General features: G+C 58.1%; 17 protein-coding genes. 6 read left to right on the top strand and 11 right to left on the bottom strand.

The window, feature by feature from the left end:
* Nucleotides 1-238: 238 nt before the first annotated feature.
* Genes ASE30_RS26195 through ASE30_RS26210 form a run of 4 tightly spaced genes read left to right on the top strand, consistent with a single transcriptional unit; the run spans nucleotide 239 to nucleotide 6,291 of the window.
* Nucleotides 239-1,306 (top strand): ComEC/Rec2 family competence protein, encoded by a 1,068-nt coding sequence (locus tag ASE30_RS26195; RefSeq protein WP_057287198.1) that lies wholly within the window; start codon nucleotides 239-241, stop codon nucleotides 1,304-1,306.
* A complete protein-coding gene (locus ASE30_RS26200) occupies nucleotides 1,303-2,610 on the top strand; it encodes an ABC-three component system protein (protein ID WP_156407780.1) in 1,308 nt (435 codons plus the stop codon). The genes ASE30_RS26195 and ASE30_RS26200 overlap by 4 nt, the downstream gene beginning before the upstream one ends.
* Nucleotides 2,591-3,154, top strand: coding sequence for an ABC-three component system middle component 1 (locus ASE30_RS26205; protein WP_156407781.1), 564 nt, complete (start codon nucleotides 2,591-2,593; stop codon nucleotides 3,152-3,154). Before ASE30_RS26200 ends, ASE30_RS26205 begins: the two co-directional genes overlap by 20 nt.
* Entirely contained in the window at nucleotides 3,151-6,291 is a 3,141-nt protein-coding gene (locus tag ASE30_RS26210; RefSeq protein ID WP_156407782.1) for an AAA family ATPase, read from the top strand. Before ASE30_RS26205 ends, ASE30_RS26210 begins: the two co-directional genes overlap by 4 nt.
* A 275-nt stretch (nucleotides 6,292-6,566) precedes the next feature.
* On the opposite strand, the gene ASE30_RS26215 is transcribed toward ASE30_RS26210, so the two are convergent.
* The 5 genes from ASE30_RS26215 to ASE30_RS26225 all read right to left on the bottom strand — a co-directional run bounded on the left by ASE30_RS26215 (nucleotide 6,567) and on the right by ASE30_RS26225 (nucleotide 14,161).
* Nucleotides 6,567-9,788 carry a type I restriction endonuclease subunit R gene (locus tag ASE30_RS26215; RefSeq protein ID WP_057287202.1) on the bottom strand — a complete coding sequence of 1,074 codons (3,222 nt, stop codon included), beginning with the start codon at nucleotides 9,786-9,788 and terminating at the stop codon, nucleotides 6,567-6,569.
* Nucleotides 9,785-11,104 carry a restriction endonuclease subunit S gene (locus ASE30_RS28750; protein WP_082601748.1) on the bottom strand — a complete coding sequence of 440 codons (1,320 nt, stop codon included), beginning with the start codon at nucleotides 11,102-11,104 and terminating at the stop codon, nucleotides 9,785-9,787. The genes ASE30_RS26215 and ASE30_RS28750 overlap by 4 nt, the downstream gene beginning before the upstream one ends.
* Nucleotides 11,094-12,656 (bottom strand): class I SAM-dependent DNA methyltransferase, encoded by a 1,563-nt coding sequence (locus tag ASE30_RS26220; protein WP_057287203.1) that lies wholly within the window; start codon nucleotides 12,654-12,656, stop codon nucleotides 11,094-11,096. The genes ASE30_RS28750 and ASE30_RS26220 overlap by 11 nt, the downstream gene beginning before the upstream one ends.
* 245 nt (nucleotides 12,657-12,901) lie before the next feature.
* The gene (locus ASE30_RS30010) at nucleotides 12,902-13,315 is read right to left on the bottom strand and encodes a helix-turn-helix transcriptional regulator (RefSeq protein WP_369819381.1); all 414 of its coding nucleotides are present in this window, start codon (nucleotides 13,313-13,315) and stop codon (nucleotides 12,902-12,904) included.
* Nucleotides 13,316-13,678: 363 nt separating this feature from the next.
* Nucleotides 13,679-14,161: a hypothetical protein gene (locus ASE30_RS26225; protein WP_156407783.1), complete on the bottom strand. Its 483-nt coding sequence runs from the start codon at nucleotides 14,159-14,161 to the stop codon at nucleotides 13,679-13,681.
* Here ASE30_RS26225 and ASE30_RS26230 point away from each other — a divergent pair.
* A complete protein-coding gene (locus ASE30_RS26230) occupies nucleotides 14,160-14,807 on the top strand; it encodes an OmpA family protein (protein WP_057287205.1) in 648 nt (215 codons plus the stop codon). The genes ASE30_RS26225 and ASE30_RS26230 overlap by 2 nt on opposite strands.
* A gap of 83 nt (nucleotides 14,808-14,890) precedes the next feature.
* Nucleotides 14,891-15,217 carry a 4a-hydroxytetrahydrobiopterin dehydratase gene (locus ASE30_RS26235; RefSeq protein WP_057287206.1) on the top strand — a complete coding sequence of 109 codons (327 nt, stop codon included), beginning with the start codon at nucleotides 14,891-14,893 and terminating at the stop codon, nucleotides 15,215-15,217.
* A gap of 10 nt (nucleotides 15,218-15,227) precedes the next feature.
* Here the strand turns inward: ASE30_RS26235 and ASE30_RS26240 are convergent, their stop codons facing one another.
* The 6 genes from ASE30_RS26240 to ASE30_RS26265 all read right to left on the bottom strand — a co-directional run bounded on the left by ASE30_RS26240 (nucleotide 15,228) and on the right by ASE30_RS26265 (nucleotide 20,220).
* A complete protein-coding gene (locus tag ASE30_RS26240; RefSeq protein WP_057287207.1) occupies nucleotides 15,228-15,683 on the bottom strand; it encodes a MarR family winged helix-turn-helix transcriptional regulator in 456 nt (151 codons plus the stop codon).
* Nucleotides 15,680-15,907, bottom strand: coding sequence for a hypothetical protein (locus ASE30_RS26245; RefSeq protein WP_057287208.1), 228 nt, complete (start codon nucleotides 15,905-15,907; stop codon nucleotides 15,680-15,682). The genes ASE30_RS26240 and ASE30_RS26245 overlap by 4 nt, the downstream gene beginning before the upstream one ends.
* Nucleotides 15,904-17,529 (bottom strand): FAD-dependent monooxygenase, encoded by a 1,626-nt coding sequence (locus ASE30_RS26250; protein WP_057287209.1) that lies wholly within the window; start codon nucleotides 17,527-17,529, stop codon nucleotides 15,904-15,906. Before ASE30_RS26250 ends, ASE30_RS26245 begins: the two co-directional genes overlap by 4 nt.
* A gap of 118 nt (nucleotides 17,530-17,647) precedes the next feature.
* The gene (locus ASE30_RS26255; RefSeq protein ID WP_057287210.1) at nucleotides 17,648-18,346 is read right to left on the bottom strand and encodes a DUF6776 family protein; all 699 of its coding nucleotides are present in this window, start codon (nucleotides 18,344-18,346) and stop codon (nucleotides 17,648-17,650) included.
* Nucleotides 18,347-18,493: 147 nt separating this feature from the next.
* Complete coding sequence (gene murU / locus ASE30_RS26260; RefSeq protein WP_057287211.1) at nucleotides 18,494-19,180, bottom strand: N-acetylmuramate alpha-1-phosphate uridylyltransferase MurU; 687 nt, start codon at nucleotides 19,178-19,180, stop codon at nucleotides 18,494-18,496.
* Nucleotides 19,180-20,220, bottom strand: a complete 1,041-nt coding sequence (locus tag ASE30_RS26265) for an aminoglycoside phosphotransferase family protein (protein WP_057287212.1) — start codon at nucleotides 20,218-20,220, stop codon at nucleotides 19,180-19,182. Before ASE30_RS26265 ends, murU begins: the two co-directional genes overlap by 1 nt.
* Between the last annotated feature and the right edge of the window lie 75 nt (nucleotides 20,221-20,295).

The following is a 20,295-nucleotide window of genomic DNA, read 5'->3' on the forward strand; positions in this document are numbered from 1 at the left end:
CGGCATGTTTGACCTTTGTGCTCTGAACGATGCGTGGATTATCAGCGTACTGGTCCAGCGTGGCGGGTGAAGTACTCTATGGTCGCCTTCAGGCACCCCCAATACGTCGATGGCCTCTCTTGTCGACGGTATCGGAGATTATTTTGTCGCCAGGTAGGTCGGGTAGATCAAGATATAATCGAAAGGCATACGCGATCCTGAGACACAGTCAACGAAGATAACGTTACCTGAGCTGTTGATGACTCTAAAAGTAAGTTTCCTGAAAGCGGCACACGGTGATGCGATTGTCATTGAGACATGCGTGGGCACTGAGACGTTCCGAATCTTGATTGACGGCGGCCCGTCAGAGTGTTACGAGCGTCGCCAAGGTGGGAAGAGAACAGCGGGGCCGTTGCAAGAGGTGTTAGAGGATCTGCGACAGAGAGGCGAGCGATTTGACCTCACGATAGTGACCCATGTCGATGACGATCATATCGGCGGCCTATTGAAGGCTTGTCGGCAAGATAAGTACCGTTCAGTCATTGCGAATGACGTCTGGTTCAACTCCGGAAAAGTAATTGCTCGAGCCTTCAACACGCCGGTACCTGAGGGATCAGACATCTGGATAGACGATCCTGAAGACCGCCTTACGAGCATTGCTCAGGGCGTAGAGTTCGACGCCCTCTTGGACGGGCACTGTACCTCGCGTCGGCAAGTCAGGTTCGTAGATGGCCGGGAGATCTCGTTCAAGCACGGTAAGATATTTATTCTTTCGCCGACGGAGCAGCAACTGACTAAGTTGCTTTCCAAGTGGGAGACGGAGGAAGCTGATTCGCTCACTTCTGGCGTGGCAAAAGACTACCACCTGTCGCTTTCTGAATTGCGGGCCAATGACAAGTTTGTCGAAGACACATCTGTACATAATGCAAGCTCGATAGCAGTTCTCATCGAAACGCAGGGACATCGAATCTTGCTTCTCGGAGACGCGCTCCCATCGACTGTCTGCTCGGCGCTTCGAGAGCACTTAGGCGTATCGCCCGAGAACCCACTAGAAGTCTCTGTGTGCAAGCTATCGCACCATGGCAGCAAAGCGAACACAAGCGAGGACCTGCTGTCGTTAATTCGATGCGAGAAATTCGTTGTTTCGACCAATGGCATGCGGCATGCCCTGCCGAGCAAAATCACGCTCGCCAGAATCAATGAAATGCAACCGAATAGCGAGATACTGTTCAATTACGAGGCAGTCAGAGACGACGTCTTTCCAAATTTGGAAGAGCGTGCTGCCTCCGGGAACATGAAAGTGCTCACAGGAGACTTGACACTGTGAGCGCACTTGGACCAGAAGAGGTATTTCAACGGGCGGTAATGGTCAACGATGGGTCTGGCGTACTGGTGACGGCGCTCAGCGCTGAACACTCTTACGTTCTGACAGCACGCCATAATCTGCTCAAAGAGCGGACTAATGTCGCGTCGCTCATGGAGCCGAACGAGACTGTCGTGAAATTGCGGGATGGCACCGAGATTGAAGTTAGGCAGCTCATCGTTTCCCCAATGCTCGATATTGCAGTGATCGTGGTGGTCAGTCAGACACTTGACCCTACGGCGACATCGACGTCGGTCGAGATGGAGCAATCGATGTGGTTGGTCGGATTTCCAGAAATTCGACGCAATTCGAACGAGCCGCTCCGGCTTTTTCCTGGGCAGATAGAGAGCTTCGACGCAATGTCGATCGATGTCTCGACTAAGAGCTTTGCGACAGTTGATGAAGTGCGAGGGGTCTCAGGTGGTGGCGTGTATATCAAGGTCGCAAATCGCTGGATTCTTGTCGCGGTCGAGTACGAGATGGAAGGTCGGCCTCAAGAGGGGCACAACTGGCTGCGTTGCATCGGAATACCTGCGTTCGACAACTTGATCAGAGATCATGGGTTCCCTCCGATCTTGCCGCCGTTCTTGCTGTCGTTTGCTGGGCTTGCGAATGCAGTATTTCCGCTACCTGGCTTCGAATGTCCGGCAACGCTGCAACGTCTGCGAACGGCCCTTCTTAGCGTTATTCGAACAAACCTCGCTACTGACTCTCCAACACCCAATGGAATCTTGAACACCTTTGGGAAGAGGCTGTTAGTTCAAGAGGATCCCGAATGTAGCCTGCTTGACAGGAAGCTTTGGATTTCGTGGCTAGAGTACCTGACCTTGTCTGTATTGCTCGACAGGCCACAAATTGTCGATGCGGACTATATCGAGAAATTACGTTCACGACGTCGATTTCTATACAGTGGCTCCGAGGGCGAGTGGACAGCGTTCGTTGAACGAATCATCCAATCTGACCTTGGTGGTCTTGCTGATGACGGCCTGGTGCTCGTTAGCAATCGGATCGAAGGGTCGCCTGCTAAAACCAGGTCAATCAAAGACCTATCAAGAGTGGTGCCAGATATCGGTCTTCCCCTGAGTGGGGCGTTTGACATCGGAATTCCGCGTAAACCTATCGGCAAAGTGAAACTTTTTCATCTTGATGGCCTCCACATGGACTGTATTGTTCGGCAAGAAGAACTTTACGACAATAAACTTGGACTTGATGAACATACCGTCTTGCAGTTGCTAGCGGAGGCCTATCGTGCAGCTATTGCCCAATAATCTGGATGTCGGTTTTCTGAAAAGTATCGCGCCGGCTGTCGATTTTGCATTCTTTCAGTCAGATGACGAGAGGCATTTAATCAGTTGCTTTGTAGCTCGCTTTTCAGACAATGAAACCTGCGAAAAATATTGGCGATTGATCAATAACGAAATCGCCGTTGAATACCAATCTTCGTTGCCAGACGAATTTTTGTCTTGGAACATCTACCTCGCGTTGGTGACACCGTCGGCGATGGACAAGCACCTCAAGTACCGCATTGAGAACGATCGGTTCGCGCTCAGAAAGCTGGTATTAGCAGGACCGATGTTCGCCTCGGAATCCGACACTGTCGTGCGAGAGGCGCTGGAGAATTCCATTCTAGGGCGAGACCTTAAGCTTTCGGATGTAGTGGACGGGCTGTGTGATCAGCTTGAGAACTCTAATCAATTTCGAGACTTCCTCTCGGCTTCCTCGAAACTTCCTCTCGATGGAAAAGAGCGTTCTTCCGAAATTCGGCGCGGTCGCATCAACGAACTTCTCGAGCGTCTAGGATCCTTCTCATGAAGATCAAAAAAGTCATCATTGAAGGTTTTCGCGCATATGAAACGAAAAGCGATGGAACCTTTGACTTCACAACGCCGTCGGGCGACCCTGCACAATTCATTTCCATCTATGCCCCAAACGGCTTTGGTAAAACATCTTTTTACGATGCCGTAGAGTGGGCGCTTACGAACAATATCGAACGATTCGTTCGCGATTACACTCGCGTTGAAAACGATAATATCTCTCGAGCTCAGAATCAGGAGAGTCGTCGTCAACACATTTTGCGGAATCGTGTAATCCCAGATTCTGCGCCTTCACGAGTGACCGTAACGGGAATCGGATTCGGCGATGTCATTAAAGATGTGCCGAAGGCGCGCGCTGGTAGCCGAGACTATCTCTTCAAACGCGAAGCACCGGTGCACGGAATGGAGGAGGTCGCTGGAATTTTCCTGTCTCAAGAGGCCATCGACGGATTCCTTCGAGAGGAGAAACCTGACGCGCGCTATGACCGGTTTATGCAAAACTTCGGAGATAGCGATGATACCTATCGCGCCAATCTCGTTGCCCTTAGGCGCGAATTGACGATCCTGTTAAAGGGCATGTCCGAGGAGCAGCGAAGATACGAAGAAGTTCTCGCAAAACAGACTGACACCGGGATCTTCGAAAGTGTTAATCGGACTATCCAAAGTCTGGTCGATCGTGGTGAGCGCATTGAATCGATCTCACAGAGCTTTGACGCGGACAGCGAGCGCGATCTTCGCAATCTGATTACGCAGCGGCTGCACGAACTGAACAATAGTAGCGCGGACTTTGAGCGGTTTCTGATCGACTTGCAGGCAGCGCTCGTCGAGTTGCCTGTAATAGCGGAATCCATGGCGACGAGAGCCACTGCAATCAAGGCATTGTCCGAACTCGAGAAACGGCGTCACGCTCTGAATCGCTACACCAAGCTCAAAGAGAAAGTCGCGCATTCGACTGAGTTCGTTGAACGAGCACACGCGGACACGATAAGGCATCAGACCTTGTTGAGCAAAGTACCTTTGTTCGAAGAGACGCTTGGTCAAATTGCTCAGATCACTGCACGAGAGCAAGAGTCGGAAGCGCAGCTTCAAGTCAAGAAGGCGGAGCTTGAAAGCTGGGAAGAACGCATCGCAACATGCAAGACATCGTTGCAAGATTTGGATGTTAATGCGAACGCACTAGTGGCTCTACGAGAGCAGGCCCCCGAAATATTTCGTGATCTCAACGAAGGGCGCGCTGTTATCGCCGAAAGACAGGCTCAAAGGGACGACCGCCAACAACGTCTTAATGTGCTAACCGCGAAGCGTGATTTGGAAAGGAGTAATCTCGAAAGTCTGATTGGCCTAGAAATTACCGAAGAATCAATCAACGCAGTTGAATTGACCATGATTTTGGAAGAGGGCATATCCGTACTTCCTCTTCAGCAAGCTGTTCTTGAGAAAGCCCGACGAGCTGAGCTTCTTGTGGCCGCGAGAAAGGCTTTAGCAGCCTTCGATGAGCAAAAAGGCCAATTTGCGACCTTGGTGTCACTCGGCTGCGAGATACTAGCAAAAACGCCTTCGAATCAATGCCCGCTATGCACGAAAGAACACGCGAGCCCCGACGAGCTGTTGCAGAACATTCTGGGCAATCAATTACTCAATCAACTGGAAGCAGCCGCGCTCCACAAGCAGAATGATGCGCAGGCCGCGTTCGACGAATCATGTCTGCATGTCACTGCCTTAATCGAGGAGTGGAATCAGAGAAAGGATAAGGCAGTACTTGACTTCCGAGCTGGAGTCTCACAGAGCGAACGGGAGTTGCAAGCGCTCACATTAGAAATAAAGTCGCTCGATCGCGACATTCAGGCTGCGGCCTCTCGCGCACAGACTTCGGCTCAGCTCGTGCTGAATCTAAGTGCAGAGCAACTAGGCCAAAAGTTAGCAAAAGATATTCGTGACGTTTCCGAGCGTCGCTCGACGGAACAGTCGGACCTCTCTCGTTCGGAGGATGAGGCTCAACTCCGCAGAGACGCGGTGAAACTGCTGATTCAAGCGATTGGCGAGGCAAGGGCAAAGGCCGAGCAGGCTAAAGGTGGCGAGGTGTACAAAGAATTGATGGCCGTTTGTTTGTCAAATGCCGTCGATCCTGCACAACTAAGGCAGCACGTGGCTCAGATGCTGGGAGACAGCCAGGCTAAAGCAGCAGCTGCTTTGCAGCAGTTGAAGGACGCACGAGATCAGTTGGAGAAGGAGGAGGCCACAGCGCCTAACCCGAGCACAGATGACCTGGCCTTCTTAGAGCGCGAGGAACAATCGAACCAACGCTCACGGCTTGAATCGGAGGCGGAAATTTCTACGTTCGTATCGAAGATCGGCTCGCATCTGCCAAAGTACGATTTGTCGTGGCTGCCTGAAAGGATCGTGGATGGCATTAATTCCGCAAATGCGATGTATGCGCAACAGAAAGAGACAACAACAGCGTTGGCTAGGCAATATGCGCTGCTAGGCGAACAATTGGAGCTCGTGCTTCCCTATGTCGAATCGATTGAGGCGCGGAAACAACTCGATAAGCTTCTAACTGAGAAGGCTAGGCATGAGGCCCTCAGCGCTAAAGTTAATGGCGAATACACGCACGTCATTCAAAGGTTGGATTCGAGAATCAGTAGCTTCTTTTTTACTGATTTAATCAATTCGATTTACAGGAAGATCGATCCACACCCGGACTTCAAAGAGGTTCGCTTTACGTGCGAGTTCCCAGAAGGGGAAAAACCGCGTCTCCACGTCCTCGTTTCGGACGAGGCCGGCGATTGCATCGCACCTAACCTTTACTTCAGTGCAGCTCAGGTAAACATACTTAGTCTAAGCATTTTTCTGGCACGCGCACTTCATGTAAAGGCGCATGGAGAGCCAGTTGGATGCATCTTCATTGACGATCCAATTCACTCTATGGATTCAATCAACGTACTGGCTACGATAGACCTGTTGCGTACTATTTCTAGAAAATTTGACCGACAGATCATATTGTCGACGCACGATAGGAACTTTTTCGAACTGCTCAAGCGAAAGATTCCTGAATATCACTATGAGTCCAAATTCCTTGAATTGGAGACGTTTGGTCGGATAAAGGCGCGAACGGGTGAAGCGCAGTCTTCATAGCAGCTCGTCGGGCGAACAAGATGAGACGTCGACTACTTGTCGCCCCTATGTGAAGAGTGCCCGTCGCTTGAGCTCTCGCCCGATGTGCACGTAGCTTGTCCGTCCGGGTCCGGAGTGAAGCAGCCAGCCGAATGGCGCGTCGGCCAATTTCCTGGAAGGCCGGTTATGGCCGGCATCGGCCTCTCACGTACGACCGCTGTCGACCTCTTACTGCCTCTCGGTTGCCCACCTTGGCGGTGCGGAACGGCTCCCTCCAGTGCGAACCGCTCGACAACTCAAGAAACCCATTCCTCTCCCAACCTTTCAGCCTGCATCAGAATCAGTTCCACGGCAGAATCCGCCATGTCGGGCGGGTACTTGTACTTGCGCAATATGCGCTTGACCATGAGCCTCAGACTAGCCCGCACGCTTTCGCGTTTGGACCAGTCAACCGTGATGTTCTTGCGCAGGTTCTCTGTCAGTTCGTGCGCGATTTTCTTTAACGTCTCGTCGGTCAACTCGCGCACAGCAGATTCGTTGTTGGCCAGAGCGTCATAGAAGCGGATCTCGTCGTCAGTTAGCCCCAGCTCTTCCCCGCGCTTTGTCGCTTCACGGAATTTCTTGGCCATGTCGACCAGTTCTTCCATGACTTGGGCCGTTTCGATGCTGCGATTCTGGTAGCGCTTGATGACATTGCCGAGCATGTCGGAGAACTTGTTTTGCTGCACCAAGTTGCTGGCGAACTTGCTTTTGATTTCTCCTTCCAGCAGGCGCTCCAGCAGCTCGACGGCCAGGTTGCGCTCTGGCAGGTTGCGAACCTGGGCAAGAAACTCGTCATCCAAGAGGCCGATGTTGGGCTTCTCCAGACCCACGGCGTCGAAGATGTCGACCACGCTTTCACTGACCACGGCCTGATTGATGATCTGACGGATAGCGGCTTCTCGCTGCTCGTCGGTTTTCTTCTGCGTACTGATGTCACGCTTGGTCAGGATGACCTTGACTGCCTGCATGAATGCCACTTCGTCGCGCAGCGCCTTGGCCTCATCCAGGGTGCAGCACAGGGAGAACGCTTTGCTCAGGGCGAGTGTGTTGTCGGCGAATCGCTTCTTGCCGTCCAACTTGGCGTCCTTGTCGCCCGCGGGCGGGCGTAGCGACAAGATGTGGTTCGCGGCGCCCGCCAGGATCTTGTGACCGCCGGTCTTGAAGCCCGAATAGTCGAAGCCGTGCATCATGCCGCGCAGGACGTCGAGCTTCTCCAGTAACACGGCGAAAGCTTCGTGAGCATCTACCGTGGGCTTGCCACGGCCCTTGCTGGCGGTGTACTCCTTCATCGCGGCCTTGAGCTCATTGCCAATGCCGATGTAGTCGACCACCAGGCCGCCCTGTTTGTCCCGGAAGACACGGTTCACGCGGGCAATGGCCTGCATGAGGTTGTGACCCTTCATGGGTTTGTCGATGTACATGGTGTGCACGCACGGCGCGTCAAAGCCTGTCAGCCACATGTCGCGCACGATGACCAGCCGCAGTGGGTCCTTGGGGTCTTTAAAGCGCTTCTCTAACCGCTTCTTGATCTGACCGCTGTAGATGTGCGGGCGCAGCAAGGCTTTGTCGCTCGCGCTGCCCGTCATGATGACCTTGATAGCGGCTTTTTCGGGGTCTTCGTCGTGCCAGTCGGGACGCAGTTTGATGATTTCGTTATAGAGGTGCACGCAGATGTCGCGGCTCATAGCGACCACCATGGCTTTGCCATCCTGCGCTTTGTTGCGCTCTTCAAAGTGCTCGACGAGGTCGGCTGCCACACTGGCAATGCGCGGCTCGGCGCCCACGACTTTTTCCAGGGCTGCCCATCTCGATTTCAGGCGAGCCTGAGTCTGCTCTTCTTCGTCTTCGGCGAGTTCGTCGACCTCTTCATCCAGAGACGCCAGATCGGTTTCCTTGAGCTTGAGCTTGGCCAGGCGCGACTCGTAGTAGATGGCCACGGTGGCGCCATCCTCTTTGGCCTGCTGCATGTCGTAGACATGGATGTAATCGCCGAACACGGCGCGCGTATCGCGATCGGTGCTGCTGACGGGTGTGCCCGTGAAGGCCACAAAGGTGGCGTTGGGCAGGGCATCCCGCAGGTGTTGGGCGTAACCCGCCTGATAGGTGACCGTGGGTTCTGCGACCGCCAGCGCGGTGGTCACATCAACACCCAGATCATCGTTCGCAGCCAACTGCCCGTATTCGCTGGTGCTGAAGGATTTGCTTTTGCGAGTCTTGAGCTTGGCTTCGAAACCGTACTGCGTGCGGTGGGCTTCGTCCGCAATTACAACGATATTTCCGCGGTCCGACAGGACCGGGAAGGTGTCCTCATCTTCTCCAGGCATGAACTTCTGGATGGTAGCGAAGACGATGCCACCTGAAGGACGATTGGTCAGCAACCTACGCAGGTCCTGACGGGTATCGGCCTTCACGGGTTGTTCGCGCAGGAGGTCTTGCGACAGGCTGAATACCCCAAACAATTGCCCGTCCAAGTCATTGCGATCGGTGATGACCACAATCGTGGGGTTTTGCATGGCCGGCTCTTGCATCACGCGGGCGGCAAAGCAGGTCATGGTGATGCTTTTGCCGCTTCCCTGCGTGTGCCAAACCACGCCGCCTTTGCCGCGTTGGCTGGCGCCGGTCTGTAGCTGTGATGCCTCAACCACGTGCTGGATGGCCAGTCGCACGGCGTGGTACTGGTGGTAGCCGGCAATCTTCTTGATGAGGGAGCCGTCGTCTTCAAACAGCACGAAGTAGCGCAGATAGTCGAGCAAGTAAGCGGGCGCGAGCAGACCGCGCACGAGCGTCTCGAGCTCGTTGAACTGCCCCAAGGGGTCAAGCTCTACGCCATCAATCGTGCGCCATTGCATGAAGCGCTCGGCATTGGCTGACAGCGACCCATATCGGGCTTCGCTACCGTCGGAGACGACCAGAATTTCGTTGTACTCAAAGACGTCAGGAATCTGTGCCTTGTACGTCTGAATCTGGTCGTAAGCCTTCCAGATGTCGGCATTCTCATTGACACTGTTCTTCAGCTCAATCAGCACCAGCGGCAAGCCGTTGATGAACAGAATGATGTCCGGTCGTCGCGTGTGGTGCGGACCTTTGATAGTGAACTGGCTGACCGCCCAGAATTCGTTGTTTTGTGGATTCCTCCAGTCCACCAAGCGCACGAAATCCCCGCGGGTTTCGCCATCCTTTTGGTATTGGACGTTCACGCCGTTGGTCAGCAGTTTGTGGAAAACGCGGTTGGCGGCCAGCTGAACAGGAGTGTCTAGGTTTTCGACTTGCTTGAACGCATCATCACGCGCGGACGAGGGGATGTGGGGATTCAGGTGGTCGATGGCGGCGCGCAGGCGCTGGGGCAGAAAGACTTGCGCGTAGCTGGTGCGCTGTGGGTCCGGGCCGTCATGGGCGATATCTGGACCGCTGCGAACCGTATAGCCGACTTCTGTGAGCCAGCCCAAGGTTTCCTGTTCGAGTTGGTCTTCGGTCATGACAACGCGTTCTCTACTTGTTCTTGGGCTTCGGGGAGGCGGATCTGGCCGGAGATAAGGCGGGGCAGCAGGGTGTCTCTAAGCTGCGCTAACGATGTCAGGGTCTTAAGATTCACGAGCACCCGTTCCATAAGAACCTCCACGTTCGTTTCAAATCTGGCGATTATGCTCGGCGGTGGACTGACCACTCTCACGCCTTTAAATGTTGCTGTGGTAATAGTGTCAAAAACTGAGCCATGGGCTTGTTGTTTTAGATACTCCACCAAGCGTTGCGTAGAGAAATAGGTAAAGTAAATATCGTTATTGTTCCCTCTCAGTCCATAGCAAGACTGATTCATTGCCATTTCACATCCAGTAAGGGCCAACTTGCCAACCGTTCCCCGAGCGGAAATGATCGTTGTGCCGAATGGAAGCAGTTTTGTCGAAGATCCGGCCAAGCCTGCCTGAGTAATCTTCTTTTCCGTATTTAGTACAAAGGTGTCAGCACCGCTCGGCACGTCAACGACGGAGTACCAGGGTATGTGACCTCCCCAGTAGTCAGGGTTAGAGGTCTTCGGCGTTCCCCCGCCGATGACTCGGATCATTTCGTGGAAAGAGCGTGCACTCCAATGCGTTGGAATTAATCCAAGTCCTGACTCTTCAAACGAATCAGGAAACAGCGCCGCTGTCTCTTCATCCATCCCTTCAGGCCGACGGTCTTCCATTTTGGCGCGCACGGGTTCAAAGTCTACGAACCAAGCCTTGAACATGGCCTGGGCGATGGAATGGATGGTTTTGTTGGTATCGCCAAGGAGGGTGATGCGATCGTCGAGCGCGCCAAGGATCGAAGATATTTCTTTTTGTCTTTGCAGGGAAGGTAGGGGGATTTTGAACTTGTAGCAGTCGCCAACTCGAATGTGGCTTACTACTGACCCGGAACCCTCGTGGCTGCCGAACTGATGCTGGAGTCCAGGCGACAAGAACGCGTATAGCAGGAATCTAGAGTCGAGTAGAACAGGATTAGCTCTATATTGCATCAATCTTTGGCCAAGAAAAATCCCAGCCGCCTCCACTACGAGACCCACCTCTCCGATTGGAGCCTCTCTAGTCAGAATAACATCGCCAATATTTAACTTTGCTCTACGCGTCCACTTTTCAAAGGTCTCTTCGGTGACATACTTGCAATCACTAAGGTCAATAGTGCCATTTCGCACATTAGTCGTGCGAATCATTCTGAAGGGAGTTTTTTCAGAGGCAACTGGTGCGGTTTTGTTCACGCAATCCACAATTAGGTCGCACACACTATCGACAGTCACTACCGGCCATTCAGAACTCATATCCCAATCCTCGCAGCTTCTGCCGAATCAGAGCGTCGAGCTCCGCGCCCTTGGCCAATTGCTCGCCTAGCTTCTCGGTCAGCTTCTGCATCTTTTCCGCAAAAGCCTCGTCATCGTCCTCAACGGCTTCAGCGCCGACATATCGTCCGGGTGTCAGCACATGCCCGTGCTGAGCGATCTCAGTCTGCGGCACGCTGCGGCAGAACCCCGCCACGTCTTCATACTCCATAATGCTGGCGCCATCCTCGACCTCTCCACGCCATGCAGCCACGGTTTCTGAGATCCGAGCAATGGCTACATCATCCAGCTCGGCCTGCACGCGGGAAATCATTTTCCCCAGCTTGCGCGCGTCGATGAAAAGCACTTCACCCTTGCGTTTTTTCTGCCTGGCCAAGAACCACAGGCAGGCCGGTATCTGTGTATTGAAGAATAGCTGTCCAGGCAGCGCCACCATCACCTCCACCACGTCAGCATCGACCATGGCGGCGCGAATGACTCCCTCATTGTTCTGGCTAGAGCTCATCGACCCGTTGGCCAGCACAATGCCTGCGCGGCCGGTGGGCTTCAGGTGGTACAGCATGTGCTGTAGCCAGGCGTAGTTGGCGTTACCGTGGGGAGGGTCGCCATACTCCCAGCGAGCGTCTCCCTCCAAGCTGCCATGCCACCAGTCGCTGATGTTGAACGGCGGGTTGGCCAAGACGAAGTCGGCGCGCAGGTCCGGATGCTGATTGCGCGTGAACGTGTCAGCCGGCTCCTTGCCCAGATTGAAGTCAATGCCCCGAATCGCCAGGTTCATGGCCGCCAAGCGCCAAGTGGTGGGGTTGGACTCTTGCCCATAAATAGACACATCACCAATCTTGCCGCCATGCGCCTCAATGAATTTCTCTGACTGCACGAACATGCCGCCCGAACCGCAGCAAGGGTCATACACCTGGCCCTTGTGCGGGGCCAGAACCGCCACCAAGGTCTTCACGATGCTGGCAGGGGTGTAGAACTGACCGCCTTTCTTGCCTTCCGCGCTGGCGAACTGGCCCAGGAAGTATTCGTACACCTGGCCCAAGATGTCTCGGGCTGCGTTGGCGTCGCTGCCGAAGCCAATGGTCGACACCAGGTCTACGAGTTCGCCCAGCTTGCCGTCGGGTAGCTGGGCACGGCCATAGCGTTTGTCCAGAATGCCTTTGAGCTTGGGATTCTCGGCCTCGATGGCAGTCAGGGCATCATCAATGCGCTTGCCGATGTCGGGCTGCTTGGCGGCGGCCCGCAGGCTTTCCCAACGAGCCGCTTCGGGCACCCAGAATGTATTGGCCGCAGTGTAGTAGTCGCGGTCTTCCAGCTCGGCGGTCAGATCTTCTTCGCTAGCACCGGGAAAGTGGAAATCATCGTTCTTGTCGGCGAAACGTGCACGCAGTTCAGCCTGCCGTGCCGCGAAGGCATCCGAGATGTACTTCAGAAAGATTAGCCCGAGCACCAAGTGCTTGTACTCGGCCGCATCCATATTGGCGCGCAACTTGTCTGCTGCGGACCATAACGTCCGCTTGATGTCGTCGATCATTGGTATGTAACTAATTTTGTAGTACTGGCAACGAGGGAAAGTAGCACACTGTGGCATTACCTACGCTTCGTCATTCAGTAAGGTGGAGCCGAGGTCTTCCCAGGCTTGTTGTGCCATGATCGACTGACAATACAGCCCGCCCTTGACGTGTTTTTTGAAATCGGGTGCGGAACGGCGTATGTGGTGGGCTCGCTGAAAGAGATCACCGCAAGGAGCGGGCCTTCTTGGCCGATATACGCTTTGGCCTAATCTGGCTTTGCCAGCAGCCGTCGTTGAAGCTGCTCAGCCTTAGTTGGCCGCCCACGCCGGCGCGAAACTTGCAGCGCAGCTGTTCGCTCAGTTGGTGCAAGAGCTACTTGGGGTACATGCTGCGCTTCACGCTTTGATGCCAACCACGCATGAACCTCCGCCTGCTCATAGCGCAGCAGTCTGCCCACTTTCACACAAGGAGGGAGCGGCTCCCCGCGAGTGCGTCGGTTGTACAAGGTCTGCACAGACAAGCCCAGGATAGCGGCCAGTTGATCGGAGGTAAGAAGTTTGTCCATCTTTACTTTCGCGAAGGCACTGGCACATGCCAGCAAAAAGTATAGACAGGGAAGGGTAGCCATGGCCGCCTGGCAGTACCTTCCGGTAGGCCGTACAATCCGCGTCGGCGCCATCGAGATTGACCGCACTTTTAACGCACTGACCGCAGTAAAGTGCGTTATGTTGCGGTAAGTCCCGGTAAGCTAAGCTCATGATTTTTCTAGATATTCATGTTGGTCTGCCCCCGGCAAAACACCCCTAAAACGGACTCTTAATCCGTAGGTCGAGTGTTCGAGCCACTCACAGCCCACCAGAATTTCCAAGGCCGTTAGCGATGTAGTCGCTAGCGGCCTTTTCGCATTCTGAGCGCAACGTGAGCGGGTGTCGGAGGATGCAAGCGTGGACTGAATGCGCGGAAGGGATGCGCGCGTGGCGGAAGAACCTGCCCCACGGGGTGGCAGACGTGCTTTCGTGAAATTTTTAACGATGGGCCAGCCCTAAAAAACCACGCTCACCGACGTGCTTGAGGTCAGGCGTAATGTGACGTCGTGCCGCGGGCTGGCGAGGGAAGCGAGGCCTCGAAAAAAAGCCCAAGCCAAGCCAAGAACAGGGACAGTCGACGAGAACAGGTCATTGAATCGGGGCGGCGGATTGGTCGGAACAAGTTCCACCACGCTGCTCATGCCTTCGTTGCCCAGCGTGGCGCGGATACGGGCAATGGCTAAATCCAATGCTTCAACGTTCTCGAGAAAGAAGTTCTCCCGCCGCCTAAACAGCATGACGAGATCCTCTTCGCCCATCTGGTTGAAAATGTAGGTGCGCGGTAGGGCCATGGAACCTCCGTTGTCACAGGCATGATAGCTTTTCGCGTAGAGGCCACGCCGCCAATACAAAATGTTGCCCGTCGGCGGGTTCGCGCTTGCTAGCATGATTCTCGCCGGAATCATCCGGCACATCGGTGCGACAGTGGAGGTTGCCATGAATTCAAGAAGAATGATCAACCGGATCGCCGTGGTTGCGGCGGCGGGCGCGTTGCTGGCCGGGTGCGCCACGCAACAGCAAACGAACACCGCTGTGGGAACAGGCGCGGGCGCGGCGTTGGGCGCGGGCCTTGGCGCCTTGATCGGGCACGGCAAGGGCGCGGCGATCGGCGCTGGCATCGGCGCGGTGGCGGGCGGCTTGGTGGGCTACAACTGGAAGGTGGTCAAGGATGATGTGCAGAAGTCCGGCGCCTCGTCGCTGGGCATCGACGTGGTGGAAATGCCGGATGGCAGCTTGAAGGTCAATATTCCCAGCGGCGTGTCGTTCGACACGGACAAGGCGGTGCTCAAGCCGGCATTGCTGCCGGTTCTGGACAGCGTGGCGCGTTCGCTCAACCAGCATCCCGAACTGCGGGCCAAGGTGGTGGGGCATACCGACAGCACCGGCGCGCTGGCTCACAATCAGACCTTGTCTGTGAACCGCGCCAAGAGCGTCACGGACTACCTGGCCAGGCAAGGCGTCGCGTCGGGCCGTCTGACGGTGGAAGGCCGCGGGCCCAATGATCCGATCGGCGACAATGCGACCGCCGAAGGGCGCGCGCTGAACCGGCGCGTCGAAATCTACCTGTACGCGGTCCGGCAGTAAGCCAGGGGAGGCAAGCACGGGCGCGTCCCTGTTCCAAGGCGGCCGGCGCAACGCGCCGCCGCCTTTCATTCCCGGAGTCTGTCATGAGCATGTTTCCTCCCGCCCGTATCGGCACCGACATCGCTGTCGCCGCGCTCACCGGCTGGCAGGCAGTGGCGATGCGCGACGCCATCGAAAAGCGTTTCCGCTTTCCCAGCTTCAACGCGGCTTTTGGCTTCATGTCGCGTGTGGCCATGTTCGCGGAAAAGCTGAACCACCATCCCGAATGGACCAACGTCTACAACCGCGTGGACGTGACGTTGACTACCCATGACGCGGGCGGCGTGACCGAGCTTGATGTGCGCATGGCGCAGTTCATGGATGAAGCCGCCGCGCAGGCGGGGGCGACCGCGCCGAAAGCGGGCGCTTGAGCGGTCGCAGCTAGTCGGCCGCGCTGTCCGCGTCGGCGTGCAGATGTCCGATCACGCGGTCCAGCATGTCGCCCAGCAGGCGTTGTTCTTCGGCGCTCAGGCAAGCGAAGATTTCGTCGTTGCGGCGGCCGATCAGGTCGATGATGCGCCGGTAGCTGGCGAGACCCTCCGGAGTCGGCGCCAGCACCACGCCGCGTCCGTCGGACGCCGATACCGTCTTTTCAACCAGGCCGCGATCCACCAGCGCCTGCGCCGAGCGGCTGGCCTGGCCTTTGTTCAGGTTGGCCGAGCGCGCCAGGTCGTTGACCGATAGCGGCGCGTAGCGGCCGATGGCCGCGAGGCAACGCGCTTCGCCCAAGGGAATGCCGCAGTCCGTCAGGTAGGCGCGATTCGTGTCCAGGTCCGTGATCTTGTTGAGCACGTGCAGGCGGTAGGTCAGGAATCGTTCCAGGGCGGGCGGTTTCACGTCGGGCGGGCGGAAGTGGAGGCCGGATAGTTTGCCACAGCGGGGTCGGACAGGCTGGCTGCTTCGGCCTGCGCCAGCAGCGCCATGGCATCTCGCGCATCCGGTAGCCGTTGCAGCAGCGAGAGTCCGAGTATCGAAAGAAAAAGCGGCGCCCGGGATTCTCCGACGCGCGTCAGCGCCTGCGCCATGCCCGTGTAGACCTGGTCCAGTTCATCGTTGTTCATGCTTGGCCTTTTTGGGTGGGGGCGGGGGAAACGCACGGATAGTAGGGCGCCAGCGCGGCGCGCAACACGGCGGCGGCGGGCGCCGTCCAGCGGCCCAGCACGTAGCCGTCCGGGCGCAGCAGATAGACGGTCTCGGCAGCGCTGCCGTAACGCAGGCGCAGTTGGCCGTGCGTATCCTGCAAACCGTCAGCGCCGGCCCGCAGCACGCGCAGGGGGTGAGGCGCGCTTTGCGTGGCGGCCGCCAGGGCGTCCAGTTCCGCCGACAAGGCGGCGCCGGGCGATAGCGCCAGCGCCACGAAGCCCGCGCCGAAACTGGCGCTGAGATAGCGCGGCGCGCCTCCGTCCAGGAAGAGGACGTCGGGCGCGGGTTGTCCGGGCGCGGCAGCATCGCCGGCCTGCTGTGCGCCGTCGCCCAGGTTGAGCGGCGAGCCGTCATACGAAATGGGCGCGGATTGCCGCGGATTGATCAATGGCCGGACGCCGCTGTCCACCAGCGCCAGGCGCAGGGCGGCCTCGCGCATGAGCCTGAAGCCGAAGTCGGGCGGCGCCATGAACTCGGTGCTCTTGGCGCCGTAGGCGAGGTTCTGGCGGGTGGCGTGAACCCGTTCGACGCTGTAGCTGTCCAGCAGGCTGTCTGGTCCTTGTCCCTTCAGCACCCAGGCGAGCTTCCAGGCGAGGTTGCCCGCGTCGTCCAGCCCCGAGTTCAGGCCCCGCACGCCGAAGATCGGCACGAGGTGGGCGGCGTCGCCGGCGAACAGCACGCGGCCGTGGCGGTAGCGGTCCAGCGTCAGGCATTTGGCGTTGTAGATGGAAATCCAGAGCGGCTTCCAGGGCGCGGTTTCGCCGATCATGTCCAGGTGGCTTTGCACGCGCGGCAGCACATTTTCCGGCTTGACTGCTTCGTCGGGGTCTTCGTCATCGCGGATCTGGTAGTCGACGCGCCAGACGTTGCCTGGCTGCCGGTGCATCAGCAATGTGGAACCGGGGTTGGACGGGGGGTCGAACCACGCCAGGCGCTCGACCGGCCGCTGCGATTCTTGCTCGATGTCGACAATGACGTAACGCCCCTCGTACTGCATGCCTTCCAGCTTCAGCCCCATCGCCTCGCGCACGCTGCTGCGTCCGCCGTCGCAGGCGATCAGCCAGTCGGCGCGCACGGTCTGGCGTTTGCCTTCGGACTCGATTTCCACCGAGACGCCATCCGGCTCGGTCCGCAGGCCGACGGCACGGGCCGTCCATTGCAGCGCGGCCAGTCCTGGGTGGCGCTGCATGGCCTGGTGGGCGTATTCCTCGACGCGGTATTGCTGGATGTTGACCATCGGCGCGTAGCGCTGCGAGGGGTCGTGCGGCATTTCAAAATGCAGCACTTCGTGGTCGCGGAAGTAGCTGCGCCCGCCGGTCCAGGCCAGGCCGGTGGCCATCAGGGGCCGATCCGCGCCGACCCATCCCAGGATTTCCTGCGAACGCCGCGACATGCAGATGGCGCGGCTGCCGGTGCAATAGCCGTCGTCTGCCTCCACGGTCAGCGAGGCGATGCCGTATTCGGCCAATAGCGCGGCCAAGGTCAGGCCGACCGGGCCGCCGCCAGCGATCAGGACGGGCACATGGGGTGGAAGCGGCATGCTGTCTCCGTAATTTGGTTGTTTGCGCAACTATATTCTTGATATGTTGCGTGCGCAACTACTTATGGGGGGCAAAAAAAACCCGCCGGATCAGGCGGGTTTTTTGGGCTGGCCGGGATCAGTTGCGTATGTTGTAGATGCGCATGGCCTGCTGCTTCTGGGCGCTGTCCAACACGCGCAGCACCACGACCTTCGGGTTGAAACCGTCGGGCAGATTCAGCTGGCCCAGCGTGTAGTCGTACCGGTCTACATTCAGGACCGGTCCCTCGGGGGTGATCGTTGCCGACCGGCCGTTCGGATAGGAGCCTTCGATGGCGAACGTCAGCGTGCCTTTGAAGGGGGCGCCCTGGCGGTCTTCGCGCATGACCAGGACCTGATAGCCCAGTTGGCCGGGCGCGCGCTTGAAGGTGGCCGAGCGGATGCCCAGGTTGCCGCCGCGCGGGTCGGGCGGCATGGCGTCCTGGAACAGCACCAGTTCCTTGTTCAGCGTGTCGATCTTCGCGCGCGCTTCGGTGAGGTCGGTGGTCAGTTTTTCGTGGCCGGACTTGTTGGCGTCGCGTTGCTGCGTGGCTTCTTCAAGCTGGGTCTGCAGGCGCTGGCGCTCCAGGTTGGAGGCGCTCAGTTCGCTGTGCAGCTGTTCGGATTGCTCCACGGACAGCCGCTGCGGGCCATAGTTGGTTTGCAGGAAGAGCACGCCGCCCGCGCCAAGGGCAATGCCAACCAGCAGCAAGACGAGCCAGCGCGGCATGCGGCGCGTGCGTTGGCCCGGCTGGTATACGGAGGGCTTGAACACGGCCCGTTGCGATCTTCCAAACATCCCCATTCCTAGAAAACTTCCTGTGTGTTTGCCTGTGGGCACGCAGCGTGCGCATGCCAAAGCGTCAGAGAATACCCCGTTAGCCGGGGGCGTTGGGTGCGCGGACAATCCTGGTTGCGCACCTTGATATTGTGAAATATGTGGGCGTCAGCGGACCCAGCCGCCTAGCTGCGAGTCCAGGTCGGCCAGCCTTTGCGGTGTTCCGACATCCGTCCACCGTCCGGGGTGGCGGGCGCCGCGGGCCATGTCCCGGGCCATGGCCTGCCTGAGCAAGGGCGCCAGGGGCGCTGCCGCGCCGCGCGGGACATCCGCGAATAACGACGGATGGTAGACGCCGACGCCGGCAAAGGTCAAACGGGGCTCGCCCTCTGCGTGGACACGGCCGTCCGGGGTCAGGTGGAAATCGCCGGCGGGATGCTGGACCGGATTGTCCACCAGCAGCAGCCAGGCGCCCGCCGGGGGCAGGCCCGGCGCCACGTCTCTGGCCGTGGCGGGATTCCAGTCGCACCAGATGTCGCCATTGATGACCAGGAACGGGTCATCGCCCAGCAGCGGAAGTGCCTGGGCGATGCCGCCGGCGGTTTCCAGGGCGGTCTGCTCGGGTGAGTAGCGGATCCGGACGCCGTGCGCGCGCCCATCCCCCAGCGCGCGTTCGATTTCGTGGCCCAGCCATGCGTGATTGATGACCACGTCGTGGATCCCGGCGGCGGCCAGCCGTTCCAGATGCCAGACGATCAGGGGCTTGCCGCCCGCCGGCAGCATGGGCTTGGGCAGGCGGTCGGTCAGCGGGCGCATGCGTTCGCCGCGGCCCGCGGCAAGAATCATGGCCCGCATCAGAACGTGTATCCGACGCTGACCTGGCGGTCGTCCAGGCGGTCCAGCAATCGGAGCAGCGGCGTAAAGACGCCGTAGCGCTGGGCCACCTGACGCACATAGCCGTTCACGCGCGGCATGTGGGCCAGGTAGTGCGCCTTGCCGTCGCGGTGGTTGAGCCGGGCGAACACGCCCAGGATGCGCAGGTTGCGTTGCAGGCCCATCCATTCGTAGGCGCGGTGGAAGTCCGCGAAATCGGATTCGACCGGCAGCCCGGCGGCGCGCGCCATTTCCCAGTAGCGGATGGCCCAGTCCAGTTGCTGGGGTTCTTCCCAGGTGGTGCGGGCGTCGGTGACCAGCGACGCCAGATCGTAGGTGATGGGACCTGCCAGCGCATCCTGGAAATCGATGACGCCGGGGTTGGGGCCGTATTGCGGCTGGTCGCAGACCATCAGGTTGGGCGAGTGGAAGTCGCGGTGCACCAGCACCTGGGGCTGTCCGCCATTGCTGGCCGACAGCAGGGCGAAGATCTTTTCCAGCGCGTTGGCGGTCTTGTCGTCCAGCGCGGCGCCGTGGTGCTTCTGCACGTACCACTCGGGGAACAGTTTGAGCTCGTCCGCCAGGCGGGCGCTGTCGTAGGAGGCCAGGCCGGCGGTGGACGCGTGCTGCAGCTTGACCAGCGCGGCCAGCGCTTCGCGGTACAGCGTCTGGAGCTGCTGGTCATCCAGTCCGGCCTGGATGCGCTGGTAGTAGGTCTGCTCGCCCAGGTCGGACAGAAGCAGCAGGCCCAGTCCCAGATCCTGCGCCAGCACGTCGGGCACGTTGAGCCCGGCGTCCGCCAGCGACCGGCCCACATGCAGGAAGGGCCGGCAGTCTTCGTGTTCGGGCGGCGCGTCCATGACAATCAGGGTGCGCTGGCCGGCGTCCAGTCGGAAATAGCGGCGGAAGCTGGCGTCGGCGGAGGCGGGGCGCAGGGTGTCCACGGCCAGGTTCAGGCCGGCCGGCAGGCCTTCCAGCCAGTTGCGGATCTGCGCCAGGCGGGGGTCGTGATCGTTTTTCAAGGAAGATCCGTGTCAGAAGGGCAATATTGCTGAAATTTGTGTTCTGCGAACTTAAGGCTGGGCGTTGTTCGCGGC

The sequence above is a fragment of the Achromobacter sp. Root83 genome, assembly GCF_001428845.1.
In the GTDB taxonomy this organism is placed as follows: Bacteria; Pseudomonadota; Gammaproteobacteria; order Burkholderiales; family Burkholderiaceae_B; genus Achromobacter.

Excerpts from the sequence above, each read along its gene's own strand:
- ASE30_RS26195 (WP_057287198.1), top strand. The coding sequence starts at position 239 with ATGACTCTAAAAGTAAGTTTCCTGAAAGCGGCACACGGTGATGCGATT.
- ASE30_RS26210 (WP_156407782.1), top strand. The coding sequence starts at position 3,151 with ATGAAGATCAAAAAAGTCATCATTGAAGGTTTTCGCGCATATGAAACG.
- ASE30_RS26215 (WP_057287202.1), bottom strand. The coding sequence starts at position 9,788 with ATGACCGAAGACCAACTCGAACAGGAAACCTTGGGCTGGCTCACAGAA.
- ASE30_RS28750 (WP_082601748.1), bottom strand. The coding sequence starts at position 11,104 with ATGAGTTCTGAATGGCCGGTAGTGACTGTCGATAGTGTGTGCGACCTA.
- ASE30_RS26220 (WP_057287203.1), bottom strand. The coding sequence starts at position 12,656 with ATGATCGACGACATCAAGCGGACGTTATGGTCCGCAGCAGACAAGTTG.
- ASE30_RS30010 (WP_369819381.1), bottom strand. The coding sequence starts at position 13,315 with ATGGCGCCGACGCGGATTGTACGGCCTACCGGAAGGTACTGCCAGGCG.
- ASE30_RS26230 (WP_057287205.1), top strand. The coding sequence starts at position 14,160 with ATGAATTCAAGAAGAATGATCAACCGGATCGCCGTGGTTGCGGCGGCG.
- ASE30_RS26225 (WP_156407783.1), bottom strand. The coding sequence starts at position 14,161 with ATGGCAACCTCCACTGTCGCACCGATGTGCCGGATGATTCCGGCGAGA.
- ASE30_RS26235 (WP_057287206.1), top strand. The coding sequence starts at position 14,891 with ATGAGCATGTTTCCTCCCGCCCGTATCGGCACCGACATCGCTGTCGCC.
- ASE30_RS26245 (WP_057287208.1), bottom strand. The coding sequence starts at position 15,907 with ATGAACAACGATGAACTGGACCAGGTCTACACGGGCATGGCGCAGGCG.
- ASE30_RS26250 (WP_057287209.1), bottom strand. The coding sequence starts at position 17,529 with ATGCCGCTTCCACCCCATGTGCCCGTCCTGATCGCTGGCGGCGGCCCG.
- ASE30_RS26255 (WP_057287210.1), bottom strand. The coding sequence starts at position 18,346 with ATGTTTGGAAGATCGCAACGGGCCGTGTTCAAGCCCTCCGTATACCAG.
- murU (WP_057287211.1), bottom strand. The coding sequence starts at position 19,180 with ATGCGGGCCATGATTCTTGCCGCGGGCCGCGGCGAACGCATGCGCCCG.